Raw genomic sequence first — 13,566 nt, forward strand, 5'->3', positions numbered from 1 at the left:
TCGCTCAGTCCGGCCCGTCGCGGTCGGCTCCCGACCACAGATCGCCGCACTCCACCCCGCGCGCGCCCCTCGCGCGGAGCAGGTCGCGCGCGCCGGAGTCGCCGTGCACGCCCTCGAGGAGCTCCGGCCAGTGGTCCCGTCCCAGCAGCACCGGATGACCGGGCCGACCGCGGAAGACCGCGCGGGCGAGCACGTCCGGCGCGACCGGCGCCTCCGCGAGCAGCCGGGCCGCCACGCTCGGCGGCTCCTCGGGCAGGTCGACCAGGGCGACCAGCGCGGCGACGCCCTCGGCCGCGGCGAGACCCGCGCGGAGCGACGCCGAGAGGCCGCTCTCCCACTCCGCCGCGACGACCACGTCCGCGGACGGCGGCACCAGGAGGCGCGCCCGTCCGGCCTCCGCGCCCAGGACCACGAGCACCCGCTCGCAGCCCACCGCGCGGAGCCTCTCGACGGCTCGCTCCACCCAGGGAACTCCCGCCGCGTCGCACCGCAGCGCCTTCGGGCCGCCCGCCCGGCGCCCCGCACCCGCCGCGAGCACCAGCCCGACGAGGTCCCGACTCCCGACCAGATCCATCCGACCATCGTGCCGCAGGCAGAGCCCCTGCTCCGCCGGACGAAGGAGACCGCATGACCGACACCCGATCCGAGACCGCCCGCGACGTGCTGCTCGCGTGCCTCGCCGTCCCCCGCTGGGCCGACGAGGTCGCCTCCGGCGCGCCCTACCCGTCGGCCGACGCGCTCGCCGACGCGGCCGAGCGGGCCGCGCGCACGCTCACCGAGGAGGAGGTGGAGGCGGCGCTGGCCGACCACCCGCGGATCGGGGAGCGGCACGCGGGTGCGGGGCGCTCCTCCGCGTTCTCGGCCGCGGAGCAGGCGGCGAGCCGCACGGGCGACGAGGAGCTGACCCGGCGGCTGCTGGCCGGCAACCGCGCCTACGAGGAGCGGTTCGGGCGCGTGTTCCTCCTCCGCGCGGCCGGCCGCGACCGGGCCGAGGTCGTCGCGGAGCTGGAGCGGAGACTCGGGCTCGACGACGAGACGGAGGCCCGCATCGTCGCGGAGCAGCTGCGGGAGATCACGGTGCTGCGCGTCCGCGGCCTCGACGACGGGCGCCTCGTCCGGGCGGAGGCCGCACGATGAGCGGGCACGCCAGCCGCGTCACCACCCACGTGCTCGACGCCGTCCGCGGCCGCCCCGCGCGCGGGGTCCCGGTGGCTCTCGACGCCCGTGCCGGCTCCGGCTGGGAGCGCCTCGCCGAGGCCCGCACCGACGACGACGGCCGCGTGGCGGCCTTCGGGCCGGAGCGCCTGGCCGCCGGGGTGCACCGGGTCGTCTTCGACACCGGCGCCTGGTTCGCCGCCTCGGGCACCGAGTCGTTCTACCCCGAGGTCGTCGTCGCCTTCCGCCTCGACGACGAGGAGGCGCACTTCCACATCCCGCTCCTGCTCAGCCCCTTCGCCTACTCGACCTACCGGGGCAGCTGATGCAGCTGCAGGACGTCCTCGACGCGCCGCAGCTGCGGCTGCGCGTGCTGGTCGCCGGCGACGGAGCGCTCGCCCGGCCGGTCGACGGCATCTTCACGACCGATCTCCTCGACCCGCGCCGCTACATCTCGCGCGACCAGCTGGTGCTGACCGGTCTGGTCTGGCGTCGGGACGCCCAGGACAGCGCGGCCTTCGTCGCCGCGGTCGCGGACTCGGGTGCCAGCGCTCTGCTCGCCGGCGAGGGGCTGCTGGGCTTCGTGCCGGACGACCTCGTCGTCGCCTGCCGCGAGCACGACGTCCCGCTGATCGCCGTGCCGGCCGATGTGTCGTTCGGCGCGATCACGGCGCACCTGTCGAACGCCCTCGCCGGCGACCGCGTGGCCCGGCTGACGGCCGCCCTCGCCCGCCAGCGGGAGCTGCTGACCGAGGTCTACCGGGGGCAGCAGCTCGACGAGCTCGTCACGCGCACCTCGCGCGAGCTCGGACTCCCCGTGTCGGTGCTGACCGCGACCGGCCGGACCGCGGCCTCCGCCTCGCCCCTGGGGCTGGGGGAGATCGAGCGGGTCGTGCACGCGGCGCTCACGGCCCGGCGCAGCCCGGTCGTGGTCGCGGACGCCCGCGGCGGCGCCCTGTCGGTCCTCACCGTCGCAGGCGCGGGCGAGCACCGCGCCACCTCCTGGCTGGTCGTCGTCGGGGGCGACTGGAACGACTGGCCCGCCGCAGTACTCGACGCCGTGACGGAGCTCGCCGGAGTCGTGGGGGTCTACCGGCTGCAGCGGGAGGCGGCGCTCTCGGCCGACTCCGCTCTCGCCGACCGCCTGCTCGAGCTCGTGGAGGAGGACAGCGAGCAGCCCGAGGCCGCGGTGTACCTGCGGCAGCTCGGACTCGGCGGAGCCGGGCGGTGCGCCGTGGTCGCCGCCGAGTTCGAGGGCGACGCGCCCCCGGACCTGGCGCGCCGTGTCCTGGTCGACGCCGCCGCGCACCTGGGCCGCGCCGTGGTCGGACGCGACGCCCAGGGCTGCGCGGTGGCGGTGCTGCCCACCGAGGCGACCGATGCGATCCCCACCGGCGCGGATCCGCTCGCCGTCGTCACCTCGGCGCTGCGGCGAGCGGGAGCCGCGTGGCCGGGCGCCGTGCTGCGCGTCGGGACGAGCGCCGCGACTCCGCTGCCCGCGCTCGGCGGCGCCCTCCGCTCGGCACGCTACGGGATGCTGCTGCCGGGCTCGCCGGGCGACGACGCTCCCGTGCGGGTCAGCGACTCCGGAGAGGTCACCTCCGCCGTGCAGCTGCTGAGCGCGGTCCCCGACCACCTGCGCTCGGTGTTCGTCGAGCTGGTGCTCGGGCGGCTCGTCGAGCACGACGCGCGCTACGGCTCGCAGCTGGTCGCCACGCTCGCGGCGTTCCTCGACTGCGGCGGCTCGTGGGTGCGCACGGCGGAGCAGACGCACCTGCACCTGAACACGGTGCGGTACCGCATCGCGAGGGTGGAGGAGCTGACGCAGCGCGACCTGTCGGACACCGCGGACCGCGCCGACCTGTTCCTGGCGCTGCGCCTGCGCTGACGGCCGGGTGCGCGCGGTCCGCACCGCGCCGCCCGGGCCGGCCCCGTCACTCCGGAGGCGCGATCCGCCTGCCCCGGACGTGCACCGCGGCGATCGCCGGCTCGCGCAGGGTCATCAGCAGGGCGAAGAGCAGCTGGGCCGTCGCCTCCTCCTCGTCGTCCGCGCGGATCCCGTGGGCGAGGACGTCGGCGAGCGGCTCCCACCGGTCGGGCTCGATGCGGAGGAAGTCCGCGTCCTTCCCGGGGTCGAGGCTGCCGAACCGCTCCTCCTGGTCGAGCGCCCGCGCGCCGGCGAGCGTCACCGTGAACAGGAGCTCGGCCGGATGCAGGGCGACGGCCGCGTCGCCGGGCTCCGAGAGGTGCACCTTGAAGGCGTCGTTCGCCACTCGCGCCAGCAGCCACTCGTCGCCCGCGCCCACGTCCGAACCGAGGGCGACGGTGACCCCCGAGGCGGCGGTCCGGCGCCAGGGCATGGTGCCGGAGCCGAGGAACTGCTGCGAGGTCGGGCAGTGGGCGATCGAGGTGCCGGTCTCCTCCATCCGGTGCAGCTCCGCGTCCTGGCAGTGCACGGCGTGGGCGAGGATCGTGCGCGGCCCGAGGAGGGAGGAGCCTCCGCGCGCGGAGCCGGGGAGGAAGAGCCCGTCGTAGGTGTCGAGGTAGCTGCGGGTGCCGTACGCGCCGAGCACGGCGGCGATCTCGCCGTCGCCGGGCCGGTCGTTCTCGTTGAGGTGGCTGTGCACGTAGACGCCGCGTCTGCGGACGTCGTCGTAGAGGTCGCCGAGCGCTCCGAGGGTCCGGGGAGTGACGGACAGCGAGAACCGCGGGACGAGCGCGACCTGCAGGAGCGGGTTCCTCCCGTGCCAGCGGTCGATCTCCTCCGACGCGAGCGTCAGCGCCTCCTCCTCGGAGGTGATCAAGGGCGCCGCCGAGGCCGGGCCCGTGGTCTGGATGCCGCGCCCCGACACGATCCGCAGCCCCGCCTCGCGGGTGCGCTCGAAGAGGGCGTCCTGCGCGGCCGGGAACGCGGAGCCGAAGACCATCGCGGCGGTCGTGCCCGCGGCCACCCGCCGCCGGGTGAAGGCGCGCGCGACGACGTCGGCGAACTCCGGGTCGGCGAGCCGCGCCTCCGCCGGGAACACCGTCCGGTCGAGCCACTCGAGCAGCTGGCCGCCGCCGAAGCCGTCGGTCGAGAACGTCTGGGGGAAGTGCACGTGCGCGTCGACGAAGCCGGGCAGCAGGATCGACGCGGCGTCGCCGGAGACCGGCAGGAGCGCGAAGCGGTCCGGCAGCTCGCGGTACGGACCGACCCAGGCGATCGTGCCGTCCTCGTCCACGGCGAGAGCGCCGTCCGGGATCGACACCAGCGACTCCCGCGCGGTCGCGAGCGTCGCACCCCCGGCGACGTGCAGCACGTGCCCCCGGTGGACGCCCCCGGCGCCGGTCACACCAGGCCCGTGTAGGCGGTCCAGGCGGATCCCGCGGGCGGCGCGTCGTCGCGGGTGACGCTCGCCTGGATCAGCCCGTAGGGGCGGTCGGCGGCGTGGAAGACCTCGTTGTCGTTCTCGACGCCGAAGGGCGAGAGGTCGTAGACGAAGTGGTGCTTGTTCGGCGCGGAGAGACGGATCTCGACGATCTGCGGGTACTCCTCCAGGACCGCCTTCCCCATCTCGAAGAGCGTCTGCTGGAGGGCGAGGGAGTGCACGGTCGCGAAGCGGCTCGTCAGGAGCGCCTTGACGCCCGCGTAGACCGCCTCCCAGTCCATCGCCGCGATCTCGTCCTCGCTCAGGGCGAAGCGCCACTTCGCGACCAGCGAGGTCGCCATCACCCGGTCGTTCGTCGGCTGGAGGACCGTGTACGGGTCGGTGAGGAAGCCGTGGAACTCGCTCCCCGTGGACTTGAGGACGGTGAGGTCCTTGAAGCCGCCGGTGATCCAGATCCGCCGCTCGTCGCCCGAGCCCTCGACCGTGACCGACGCGATCCGCGTCTCCTGGCCCTTCCGGACCCAGGTGTGGTCGTGCTCGCGCCCGTCCACCAGCACGCGCTCCCAGGCGAACTCCTCGATCTCGATGCGGGCGCCGTGGACGGGCTCGTAGCCGTCGACGAAGTGGCGGGCCAGCTCGAGGCCGTAGGGCTCGATCGAGCGCAGGCCCTTCTCCTTGGCGAAGGCGTACGCCGTCTGCTTCTGCGTGTCCGTGGGCAGGACGGCCGACTGGTCTCCCTCTCGGTGCGCGGCCTCGAAGTCGCCGCGGAGGGCCGTGGAGACGTTGACGTCGTGGATCTCGTGCCGCGGGGTCTCGCGGTAGATCCGCACGACGCGGTTCTCGGCCTTCCCGTACTGGTGGTCCCCGAGGATGATCGACATGTCCGCTCCTGTCCGTTCCGTGCGGCCGGGCCCGGTCACGCGGTGGTGCCCGTCCTGCTCGCGGCTCCTGCGAGCCCGTCTGCCAGCCTTGCGCCTGCCGGGGGCTCCGCGCACCGGCGGAGCATCCCGATGAGCCGCCCCCGGGACTCCGAGTCTTGTGCGATCCGCCCGCTCCGCGGCTCCGACCCGCCTCCGTTCACACGCTCGAAACCTGCCGATGACACGGCGGCGCTCGGCGTGAGCGGGGGAGCTCCCCGAGCTGTCGTCAGGGAGGCGGGGCATCGGCGGATCGAGGTCAGGGGCGGGTGAGGAGGCGCCCGGCGGGCGGGACCGTCTCGGTGGTGACACGGCGGCCGCCGACCCAGGTGGCGGCGACGGCGCCGCGGAGGACGCGGCCCTCGTAGGCCGAGACGGGGTTCCGGTGCGAGAGGGCGTCGACGTCCACGCGCCACTGCGCCTCCGGGTCGAACGCGACCAGGTCGGCATCGGACCCCGCGTGCAGCAGGCCCTTCTGGCCGAGCCCGGCGAACGCGGCGGTCGCCGTGGACATCCAGGCGACGACCTGCTCGAGCGGGATGCCCCGCTCGCGGGCCCCGGTCCAGACCGCGCGGAAGCTCAGCTCGAGTCCCGAGATCCCGCCCCAGGCGACGCCGAAGTCGCCGCCCGCGGGGAGCTTCAGCTCGGCGGTGGCGGGGGAGTGGTCCGAGGCGATGATGTCGATCGTCCCGTCGAGCAGCCCCTTCCAGAGTAGCTCGCGATTGCGCTCGTCGCGGATCGGCGGGCAGCACTTGAACTGCGTGCCGCCGTCGGGGATCGAGCCGGCGTCGAAGGTGAGGTAGTGCGGGCAGGTCTCGGCGGTGATCGGCAGCCCCTCGGCCTTCGCCTCGCGCAGGAGCGGCAGCGCGTCGGCGGAGGAGAGGTGCAGGATGTGCGCGCGGCAGCCGGTCTCGCGGACGGCCTCGATCACGTGCAGGATCGCGCTGCGCTCGGAGGCGGGCGGGCGGGAGTCGACGAACGCGCCGTAGGAGGCGCCGGGCTCCAGCGCGCTCGCCTCCAGCTCGGCCGGGTCCTCGGCGTGCACGATCAGCAGTCCGTCGAAGGCGGCGATCTCGCGCATCGCCTCGACGAGCTGCTCCCGGCTCAGGTGCGGGAACTCGTCCACGCCGCTCGGCGAGAGGAAGCACTTGAAGCCGAAGACGCCCGCGTCGTGGAGCTCGCGCAGCGTGCCGAGGTTCGAGGGGATCGCCCCGCCCCAGAAGCCGACGTCCACCTGTGCCTGCGGCCCGGCGGCCGCGCGCTTGGCCTCGAGCCCCGCCACCGTCGTGGTCGGCGGGATCGAGTTCAGCGGCATGTCGATGATCGTGGTGACGCCCCCGGCGGCGGCCGCGCGGGTGGCGGAGGCGAAGCCCTCCCACTCCGTGCGGCCCGGCTCGTTGACGTGCACGTGGGTGTCGACGATCCCCGGGATCAGGACCTGGCCCTCGGGGAGGACGATCTCCTCCGTGGTCCGCCAGGGGGCGTCCCGCTCGCCGACCGCGACGATCAGGCCCTCGGCGATCGCGATGCTGGCCGGACGCCGGCCGTTCTCGGTCAGCACGTCGGAGGCGCGGATCACGAGGTCGAGGAAGGGAGCGTCGTCAGGCATGGATCGACCCTATACTCGGCATGTTTCCTGCGTGTGAGCGCCCGTCGGCGGCTCCGCCCGGCCTCCCCGCAGCCCCGGCGCCGTCGCCTCCCGTCCGAGAAGAGGAGGCCGTCGTGCTCGACATCGCCGCCGCCCTGCTCGAGCGCGTCGAGGCGGGTGGGAGCGTCGCCGTCGTCACCGTCACGCACGTCTTCGGCTCGGCTCCCCGCGCTCTCGGCTCCTCGATGGCGGTGGACGCGGAGGGGCGCGCGATCGGCTCGATCTCCGGCGGCTGCGTCGAGGCGCAGGCGTACGCGCTGGCCCAGGAGGTGCTCGGCACCTCGGGCAGCGCGTCCGAGCACTTCGGCTTCGACGACGAGGCGGCCTTCGCCGCCGGCCTGTCCTGCGGGGGGCAGCTGCGCGTGTTCGGCCAGGTCGTCGACTCCGGCTGCACCGCGGTCCTCGCCGAGCTGCGCGCCGCCCGCGCCGGCCGCTCGGCCGCGCTGGCGATCGTCGTCGGCGGCCCGGAGGAGCTGGTCGGCCTCGTCCTCACCGGAGCGACGCGCCTCCAGGACGTCGTCGGCCCGCACCTGGACGAGGACACAGCCCGCCGCATCTTCGCCGAGCGCGAGGCGCGCCTGGCCTCCGGCCGCTCGGCCACGGTCGAGACCGCCTGCCGGGGGGCCGAGCTCGAGGTCGCCTACGTCGTGCACGCCGAGCGGCCGCGCCTGCTGATCTACGGCGCCGTCGACTTCTCCGCCGCGCTCTGCTCCGCCGGCGCCCTGCTCGGCTACCGCGTGACCGTCTGCGACGCGCGTCCGGTGTTCGCGACCGCCGAGCGCTTCCCGGGCGCGGACGAGGTCGTCGTCGAGTGGCCGTCCGACCACCTCGCCCGCGCCGAGGTCGACTCCCGCACCGTGATCGCGGTGCTCACTCACGACGAGAAGTTCGACATCCCGCTGCTCGAGACCGCGCTCGCGCTCCCGGTCGCCTATGTCGGCGCGATGGGATCGCGGCGCACCCACGAGCGGCGGCTGCGGCTGCTGCGCGAGGCGGGAGTGACGGAGGAGGCGCTCGCCCGCCTGCACTCGCCGATCGGCCTGGACATCGGCGCGTCGACGCCGGAGGAGACGGCAGTGTCGATCCTCGCGGAGGTGCTCGCCGCGCGCACGGGGACGTCGGGGGAGCCGCTCGCTGGGCGCTCGGGCCCGATCCACGCGGCGCGCTGAGCCGCACGTCCTCCGCTGGCTGTGCGCCGGCGTGATCGCACCGGCGTGATCGCACTGCGGCGGGAAACGGCCGCGAAACACCGCGCTGCCATGCTCGGGGCATGCAGCGCCACGTCCTCACCGGAGCCCACGTCGCCACCGTCGACGCGCACGGGACCGAGCACCCCGTCGGCCACGTCGTCGTCGACGACTCGCGCATCGTCGCCGTCGGGGCCGGCGACCCTCCGGCATGGGCCCTCGACGGACGGTCGCCGACGGGCCTGCCGGCGCAGGAGGCGATCACGCTCACGCGGGTCGACGGCCGCGGCCACCTGCTCACTCCCGGGCTCGTCAACACGCACCACCACCTCTACCAGTGGCTCACCCGCGGCTGGGCGCAGGACTCGATCCTCTTCGACTGGCTGGTCGCTCTCTACCCCGCCTGGTCACGCATCGACGCCGACCTGACCCGCTCCGCCGCCCTCGGCGCGATGGGCGTCCTCGCCCGGTCCGGCTGCAGCACCGTCGCCGACCACCACTACGTCTTCCCGCGGGGCTCGGGCGACATCGTCGGCGGCATCGTGGACGCGGCCGGCACCCTCGGCCTCCGGCTGCACGCGACCCGCGGGTCGATGGACCTCGGCGAGTCCCGGGGCGGCCTCCCGCCGGACTTCGCCGTCGAGACCACGGCGGCAGCGCTGCAGGCCAGTGGAGAGGCGGTCGAGCGGTACCACGACGCCTCCGCCGACGCGATGGTGCGGGTCGCGATCGCCCCGTGCTCGCCCTTCTCGGTGACCACCGACCTGCTGCGAGAGTCGGCCGTCCTCGCCCGTCAGCTCGGGGTCAGGCTGCACACCCACGGCTCCGAGACCGTGGAGGAGGACGCCTACACGCGGGAGGCGTTCGGCCTCTCGCCCACCGACCACCTGGAGTCGCTCGGCTGGCTCGGCGACGACGTCTGGATGGCGCACTGCGTCCACCTCGACGCCGACGCGATCGCGAAGTTCGCGGCCACGGGCACCGGAGTCGCGCACTGCCCGTCCTCGAACGGCCGGCTCGCGGCGGGCATCGCGCCGATCCCGCAGCTGCTGGCGGCGGGAGCACCGGTCGGCCTCGGCGTGGACGGCGCGGCGTCGAACGAGTCCGGGCAGCTCGGCTCCGAGATCCGCGCCGCGGTCCTGATGAACCGCCTGCGCGCCGGTGCCGACCGGATGAGCGCCCGGCAGGCCCTCTCGGTCGCCACCATCGGCGGGGCCCGGGTGCTCGGCCGGCAGGACGAGATCGGCTCGATCGAGGTCGGCAAGCTCGCCGACCTCGCGCTCTGGCGGATCGACGGGATCGAGCACGCGGGCATCGCGGACCCGGTCGCGGCCCTCGCACTCGGAGCGCAGCCCCCGCTGAGCCTGCTCCTGGTGCAGGGTCGCCCGACGGTGCGGGAGGGACGGCTGGTGAACGCGGACGAGGACGCGATCGCCCGCGAGGTCGCCCGGGCGAGCACGGAGCTCGCGTCGCGCGTCTGAGCTGCGGCGGTCGATCGGCGCTCAGCCCGTCGTCGTTCAGTCGGGCGGCGCTCAGCCCGTCGTCGTTCAGCCGGGCGGCGCCTCCGCCTCGACGGTCGCGACCGGGGCGGCGTCCGGGTGCAGGAGCCGCCAGATCCGGTCGCGGGAGAGCGGCAGCTCGGTCGGCCGCACGCCGATCGCGTCGCGGACGGCGTTGGCGAGTGCGGGGGCGACCGGGTTGTAGGGCGCCTCGCTCATCGACTTCGCGCCGAACGGCCCGAGCTCGTCGGCGGTGTCCGCGAAGAGCACCTCGGTCTCGGGCACGTCCGCCATCTGCGGGATGTGGTAGTTCCGGAGGATCGCCGTGGTCACGGTGCCCTCGCCGTCGAGGATCACCTCCTCGTACAGCGCCGAGCCGATCGCCTGCGCCACTCCGCCCTCGACCTGCCCGCGGCACTGCGCCGGGTTGATCACGAAGCCGGCGTCGGCCGCCTGCACCGACTGCAGGATCCGCACCTCGCCCGTCGGCTCGTGCACCGCGACGCGGAAGCCCTGGACGTTGAACGCGAGCGAGCGCTGAGCGCCGTCCTCGCTCCCGGTCGCGGTGACCGGTCCGCCGGCCGCGCGGACCAGATCGGCGAACGCGACCCGGGTGCCGTCCGGAGCGAGCAGGCCCTCGTCGTCGGGCTCGAATGTCTCGTCGTGCCCGGTCAGCCGCTTGGCGAGCGCCTGCAGCTCGGCGAGGAGGCGCGTCGCGGCCGAGTGGACGGCCTTGCCCGCGACCACCGTGCCGGCGCTGCCGAACGCTCCGGTGTCGTAGCGGGCCGCGTCCGTGTCGGACTGGCGGATCCGCACCCGGTCGGCCGAGGCTCGGAAGGCGCTCGCGACCAGCTGCGTGTGCACGGTGGTGGTTCCGTTGCCGAACTCGGCCGTGCCGACGCCGATGGTCAGCACGCCCGCGGCGTCGACGGTGACGGTCGCCTCCGAGAAGTGGCCCCGCGGTGGGATGGTGGCGATCATCGCCAGTGCCGCGCCCTGCCCGGTCCGCCACCCCGGTCCGACGGGGGCGGGGGAGCCGCCGCCGCCGGCCAGCGCCGCCTCGGTGAGGTCGAGGCACTGGTCGAGCCCGTAGGAGGCGAAGCCGATGTCGTCGCCCTCGACGTGCGTGACCACCAGCGGCTCGCCCGGGCGCACCGCGTTGATCCGCCGCAGCTCGAACGGGTCGATCCCGAGCTCGCGGGCGAGATCGTCCATCGCCGACTCGATGCCGAAGATCACCTGCCCGAGGCCGTAGCCGCGGAACGCCCCCGAGGGGAGGTTGTTCGTGTAGACGGCCTGCGCGTCGACGCGCTTGCTGGGCGCGCTGTAGACGGCGACCGACTCCGAGGTGCCGTGGAACATCACGCCGGGTCCGTGATTGCCGTAGGCGCCGGTGTCCGAGAGCACGTCCACGGCGAGGGCGGTCAGCCGTCCGTCGCGCCGGGCGCCGAGCGTGACGCCGACCCGCATCGGGTGTCGGCAGGGGGCCATCGTGAACTCGTCGCTCCGGGTGAACTCGAACTGCACCGGCCGGCCGGTGGCGAGCACGGCGAGGGCGACGACGTCCTCCGTCAGGATCTCCTGCTTGCCGCCGAAGCCGCCGCCCACCCGTGCCGTGAAGACGCGGACGGTGGACGGATCGCGGTCGAACAGGCGCGCGATCTCGTCGCGCACGAGGAAGGGCACCTGCGTCGAGGTCCGCAGCACCAGCTCTCCGCCCTCGAGCCAGCCGATGGTGCCGTGGGTCTCGAGAGCCGTGTGCGCGACCCGGGAGGTCGAGTATCGGCCCTCGACGACCACGTCGGCCTCGGCGAGTCCGGCGGCCACGTCGCCGTACTCTCCGTGGAGCTCCGCGACGACGTTCGCCTCCGGCCGGGCGATGCGCGAGGCGATCGGATCCTTGTCGGCGTGCAGGAGCGGCGCGCCGACCGAGCGCGCCTCCTCCGGGTCGAAGACGGCGGGCAGCACCTCGTAGTCGACCTCGACGGCGCGGCAGGCCGCCTCCGCCTCGGCCACCGACTCCGCGACCACCACGGCCACGCGCTGCCCGCGGAACCGGACGACGGTGTCGAGCATGCGGGTGTCGTCCGGGTCGTCGAGCCGGGACTCGTGGCGGGCGGTCGAGTAGAGGACGTCCGGGACGTCCTCGGCGGTGAGGACCGCGACGACGCCCCGCATCGCGCAGGCGGCGGCCGTGTCGATCGAGCGGATGCGCGCGTGGGCGTGCGGGCTCTGGACGACCTTCAGGTGCAGCAGGCCGGGCACGGCGACGTCGAGGGTGAACGGCTCGCGGCCCTGGACGATCCGCCGGCCGGCGGGCGCGCCGAGCGAGCGGCCGACCCGGGACTCCTCGGCCGACGGGCGACCGGTGCGGCGGACGGGGGTGAGACCCGACGGCGGGGCCGCGTGCCGTCCGCGGGCCGGGGCCTCCGTGCGATCCGCGCCGGACGGCTCGGCCGCGTGCGAGCTGTGCACGGACGCGCAGGCGCCCGTCACGGCCTCGCGGATGGGGCGGTAGCCCGTGCACCGGCAGAGGTTGCCCTTCATCAGCCGCGGCACGTCCTCGGCGCGGACTCCGTCGAGCGCCGTGGCCGTGACCACCATGCCGGCCGTGCAGAAGCCGCACTGGAACGCGCCGGCCTCGACGAACGCCTCCTGCACGGCGCTCGGCTCCTCGGGCGTGCCGAGGCCGGCCGCTGTCGTCACCTCGCGCCCCTCGACGCGGTGGGCGGGGTAGAGGCAGGAGTGGAACGGCGTCCCGTCGACGAGGACGGAGCAGGCGCCGCAGTCACCGGCGTCGCACCCCTTCTTCACCTCGAAGTGCTCGTGGTCGCGGAGGAGGGTGCGCAGCACCTGGCCGGGGCGGGGGGAGGCGTCGACCGGCTCCCCGTTGACGGTGAACCTCATCGGGCGCCTCCGGTCAGCTCGGTGCGGATCTCCTCGGCGAGCACGCGGACGACGGCGTGGCGCCAGTCGGCGGCTCCGTGCGGGTCGGTGAACCAGGTCGCGACGCCGTCGACGGCCGCGGCGAGCTCGGCCGAGGAGGGAGCGGCGGCGAAGCGGAGCAGCTCCGGCCGGACGGTCGCCGCGGTGATCGTGAGCACGAACGCGCCGTCGGTGTCGAGGCGGCCGATGACGACGGCGCCGGAGCGTCCGAGAGGGGAGAGCGCCGTCTTGCGGAACGCGGTGCGCGCCCGGAGGGAGGAGAGCGGGAACTCGATCGAGCGGATGACGTCGTCCCGGGCCAGGGAGGTGGTCATGTCACCGGTCACGAGCTCGGCGACCGGCACGGCGACGTCCGAGCCGTCGGCCCGCCAGACGAGGGCGGTGGCGTCGAGCGCGGCGGCGAGGCTGATCATCGGTCCGGCGGGCAGGGCGTTGGCGATGTTGCCGCCGACAGTGGCGACGTTCCAGATCTTGAAGGAGCCCAGCAGCGCCGTGCAGCACTGGAAGAAGAGCGGATGGGCGGTGTCGCCCGCGTCGGGCATCGCGGCGAGCTCGCTGAGCGTGCAGGTCGCCGCGATCGAGAGCCCGGCGTCCGTGCGCACGATCGGCTCCCACGCGAATCCCTGCAGGTCGAGGAGCTCGTCGAGGTGGTCGTGGGGGAGGGAGAACACCCAGGAGCCGCCTCCGATGACCGCTGAGCGCGGCCCGCGGCCCGCCAACTCGGAGCGCTCGCGCACCACCCGGACGCGCTGGATCGTGTTCAGGTCCATGCCGCGCCTCCGTCCCGCGCCCGTCGGGCGTCTCCCCCCAGTGAACCCCACCCGTGTGACGCCCGTGTTTCCCCAC

The 13,566-nt window shown here is 74.9% G+C and carries 11 protein-coding genes; 5 read left to right on the forward strand and 6 right to left on the reverse strand.

Features of this window, described 5'->3' with window-relative positions:
• Positions 1-4 precede the first annotated feature (4 nt).
• Positions 5-574, reverse strand: a complete 570-nt coding sequence (locus C5C59_RS11005) for an NTP transferase domain-containing protein (protein WP_104239681.1) — start codon at positions 572-574, stop codon at positions 5-7.
• Positions 575-627: 53 nt separating this feature from the next.
• Here C5C59_RS11005 and uraD point away from each other — a divergent pair, with 53 nt between their 5' ends.
• From uraD to C5C59_RS11020, 3 genes are read left to right on the forward strand one after another with little or no spacing between them, the layout of a single operon-like run.
• A complete protein-coding gene (uraD, locus tag C5C59_RS11010) occupies positions 628-1,137 on the forward strand; it encodes a 2-oxo-4-hydroxy-4-carboxy-5-ureidoimidazoline decarboxylase (protein ID WP_104234584.1) in 510 nt (169 codons plus the stop codon).
• Positions 1,134-1,481, forward strand: a complete 348-nt coding sequence (gene uraH, locus C5C59_RS11015) for a hydroxyisourate hydrolase (protein WP_104239680.1) — start codon at positions 1,134-1,136, stop codon at positions 1,479-1,481. Before uraD ends, uraH begins: the two co-directional genes overlap by 4 nt.
• On the forward strand, positions 1,481-3,043 hold the full coding sequence (locus tag C5C59_RS11020) for a PucR family transcriptional regulator (RefSeq protein WP_104226647.1): 1,563 nt from the start codon (positions 1,481-1,483) through the stop codon (positions 3,041-3,043). Before uraH ends, C5C59_RS11020 begins: the two co-directional genes overlap by 1 nt.
• Positions 3,044-3,089: 46 nt before the next feature.
• Here the strand turns inward: C5C59_RS11020 and C5C59_RS11025 are convergent, their stop codons facing one another.
• The 3 genes from C5C59_RS11025 to allB all read right to left on the reverse strand — a co-directional run bounded on the left by C5C59_RS11025 (position 3,090) and on the right by allB (position 7,049).
• Positions 3,090-4,487 (reverse strand): amidohydrolase family protein, encoded by a 1,398-nt coding sequence (locus tag C5C59_RS11025; protein WP_104239524.1) that lies wholly within the window; start codon positions 4,485-4,487, stop codon positions 3,090-3,092.
• A complete protein-coding gene (pucL, locus tag C5C59_RS11030) occupies positions 4,484-5,404 on the reverse strand; it encodes a factor-independent urate hydroxylase (RefSeq protein ID WP_104239523.1) in 921 nt (306 codons plus the stop codon). The genes C5C59_RS11025 and pucL overlap by 4 nt, the downstream gene beginning before the upstream one ends.
• A 295-nt stretch (positions 5,405-5,699) precedes the next feature.
• Positions 5,700-7,049 carry an allantoinase AllB gene (gene allB, locus C5C59_RS11035; protein WP_104239522.1) on the reverse strand — a complete coding sequence of 450 codons (1,350 nt, stop codon included), beginning with the start codon at positions 7,047-7,049 and terminating at the stop codon, positions 5,700-5,702.
• Between the two features lie 113 nt (positions 7,050-7,162).
• Between allB and C5C59_RS11040 the strand changes: the two genes are divergently transcribed.
• On the forward strand, positions 7,163-8,257 hold the full coding sequence (locus C5C59_RS11040; RefSeq protein ID WP_258062725.1) for an XdhC family protein: 1,095 nt from the start codon (positions 7,163-7,165) through the stop codon (positions 8,255-8,257).
• 101 nt (positions 8,258-8,358) lie between these two features.
• Positions 8,359-9,756, forward strand: coding sequence for an 8-oxoguanine deaminase (locus C5C59_RS11045; protein WP_104239520.1), 1,398 nt, complete (start codon positions 8,359-8,361; stop codon positions 9,754-9,756).
• Positions 9,757-9,822: 66 nt separating this feature from the next.
• Here C5C59_RS11045 and C5C59_RS11050 read toward each other — a convergent pair whose 3' ends face one another.
• Both C5C59_RS11050 and C5C59_RS11055 read right to left on the reverse strand, forming a co-directional pair.
• Positions 9,823-12,681: a molybdopterin cofactor-binding domain-containing protein gene (locus C5C59_RS11050; protein ID WP_104239519.1), complete on the reverse strand. Its 2,859-nt coding sequence runs from the start codon at positions 12,679-12,681 to the stop codon at positions 9,823-9,825.
• Entirely contained in the window at positions 12,678-13,490 is an 813-nt protein-coding gene (locus tag C5C59_RS11055) for an FAD binding domain-containing protein (protein WP_104239518.1), read from the reverse strand. The genes C5C59_RS11050 and C5C59_RS11055 overlap by 4 nt, the downstream gene beginning before the upstream one ends.
• Positions 13,491-13,566: the final 76 nt, after the last annotated feature.

Origin of the sequence: Rathayibacter sp. AY1F4 (assembly GCF_002931775.1) — a bacterium.
Lineage (GTDB): Bacteria > Actinomycetota > Actinomycetes > Actinomycetales > Microbacteriaceae > Rathayibacter.

Bases quoted from the DNA above. Each gene is read 5' to 3' on its own strand.
- C5C59_RS11005 (WP_104239681.1), bottom strand. From the start codon at position 574: ATGGATCTGGTCGGGAGTCGGGACCTCGTCGGGCTGGTGCTCGCGGCG.
- uraD (WP_104234584.1), top strand. From the start codon at position 628: ATGACCGACACCCGATCCGAGACCGCCCGCGACGTGCTGCTCGCGTGC.
- uraH (WP_104239680.1), top strand. From the start codon at position 1,134: ATGAGCGGGCACGCCAGCCGCGTCACCACCCACGTGCTCGACGCCGTC.
- C5C59_RS11020 (WP_104226647.1), top strand. From the start codon at position 1,481: ATGCAGCTGCAGGACGTCCTCGACGCGCCGCAGCTGCGGCTGCGCGTG.
- pucL (WP_104239523.1), bottom strand. From the start codon at position 5,404: ATGTCGATCATCCTCGGGGACCACCAGTACGGGAAGGCCGAGAACCGC.
- allB (WP_104239522.1), bottom strand. From the start codon at position 7,049: ATGCCTGACGACGCTCCCTTCCTCGACCTCGTGATCCGCGCCTCCGAC.
- C5C59_RS11045 (WP_104239520.1), top strand. From the start codon at position 8,359: ATGCAGCGCCACGTCCTCACCGGAGCCCACGTCGCCACCGTCGACGCG.
- C5C59_RS11050 (WP_104239519.1), bottom strand. From the start codon at position 12,681: ATGAGGTTCACCGTCAACGGGGAGCCGGTCGACGCCTCCCCCCGCCCC.
- C5C59_RS11055 (WP_104239518.1), bottom strand. From the start codon at position 13,490: ATGGACCTGAACACGATCCAGCGCGTCCGGGTGGTGCGCGAGCGCTCC.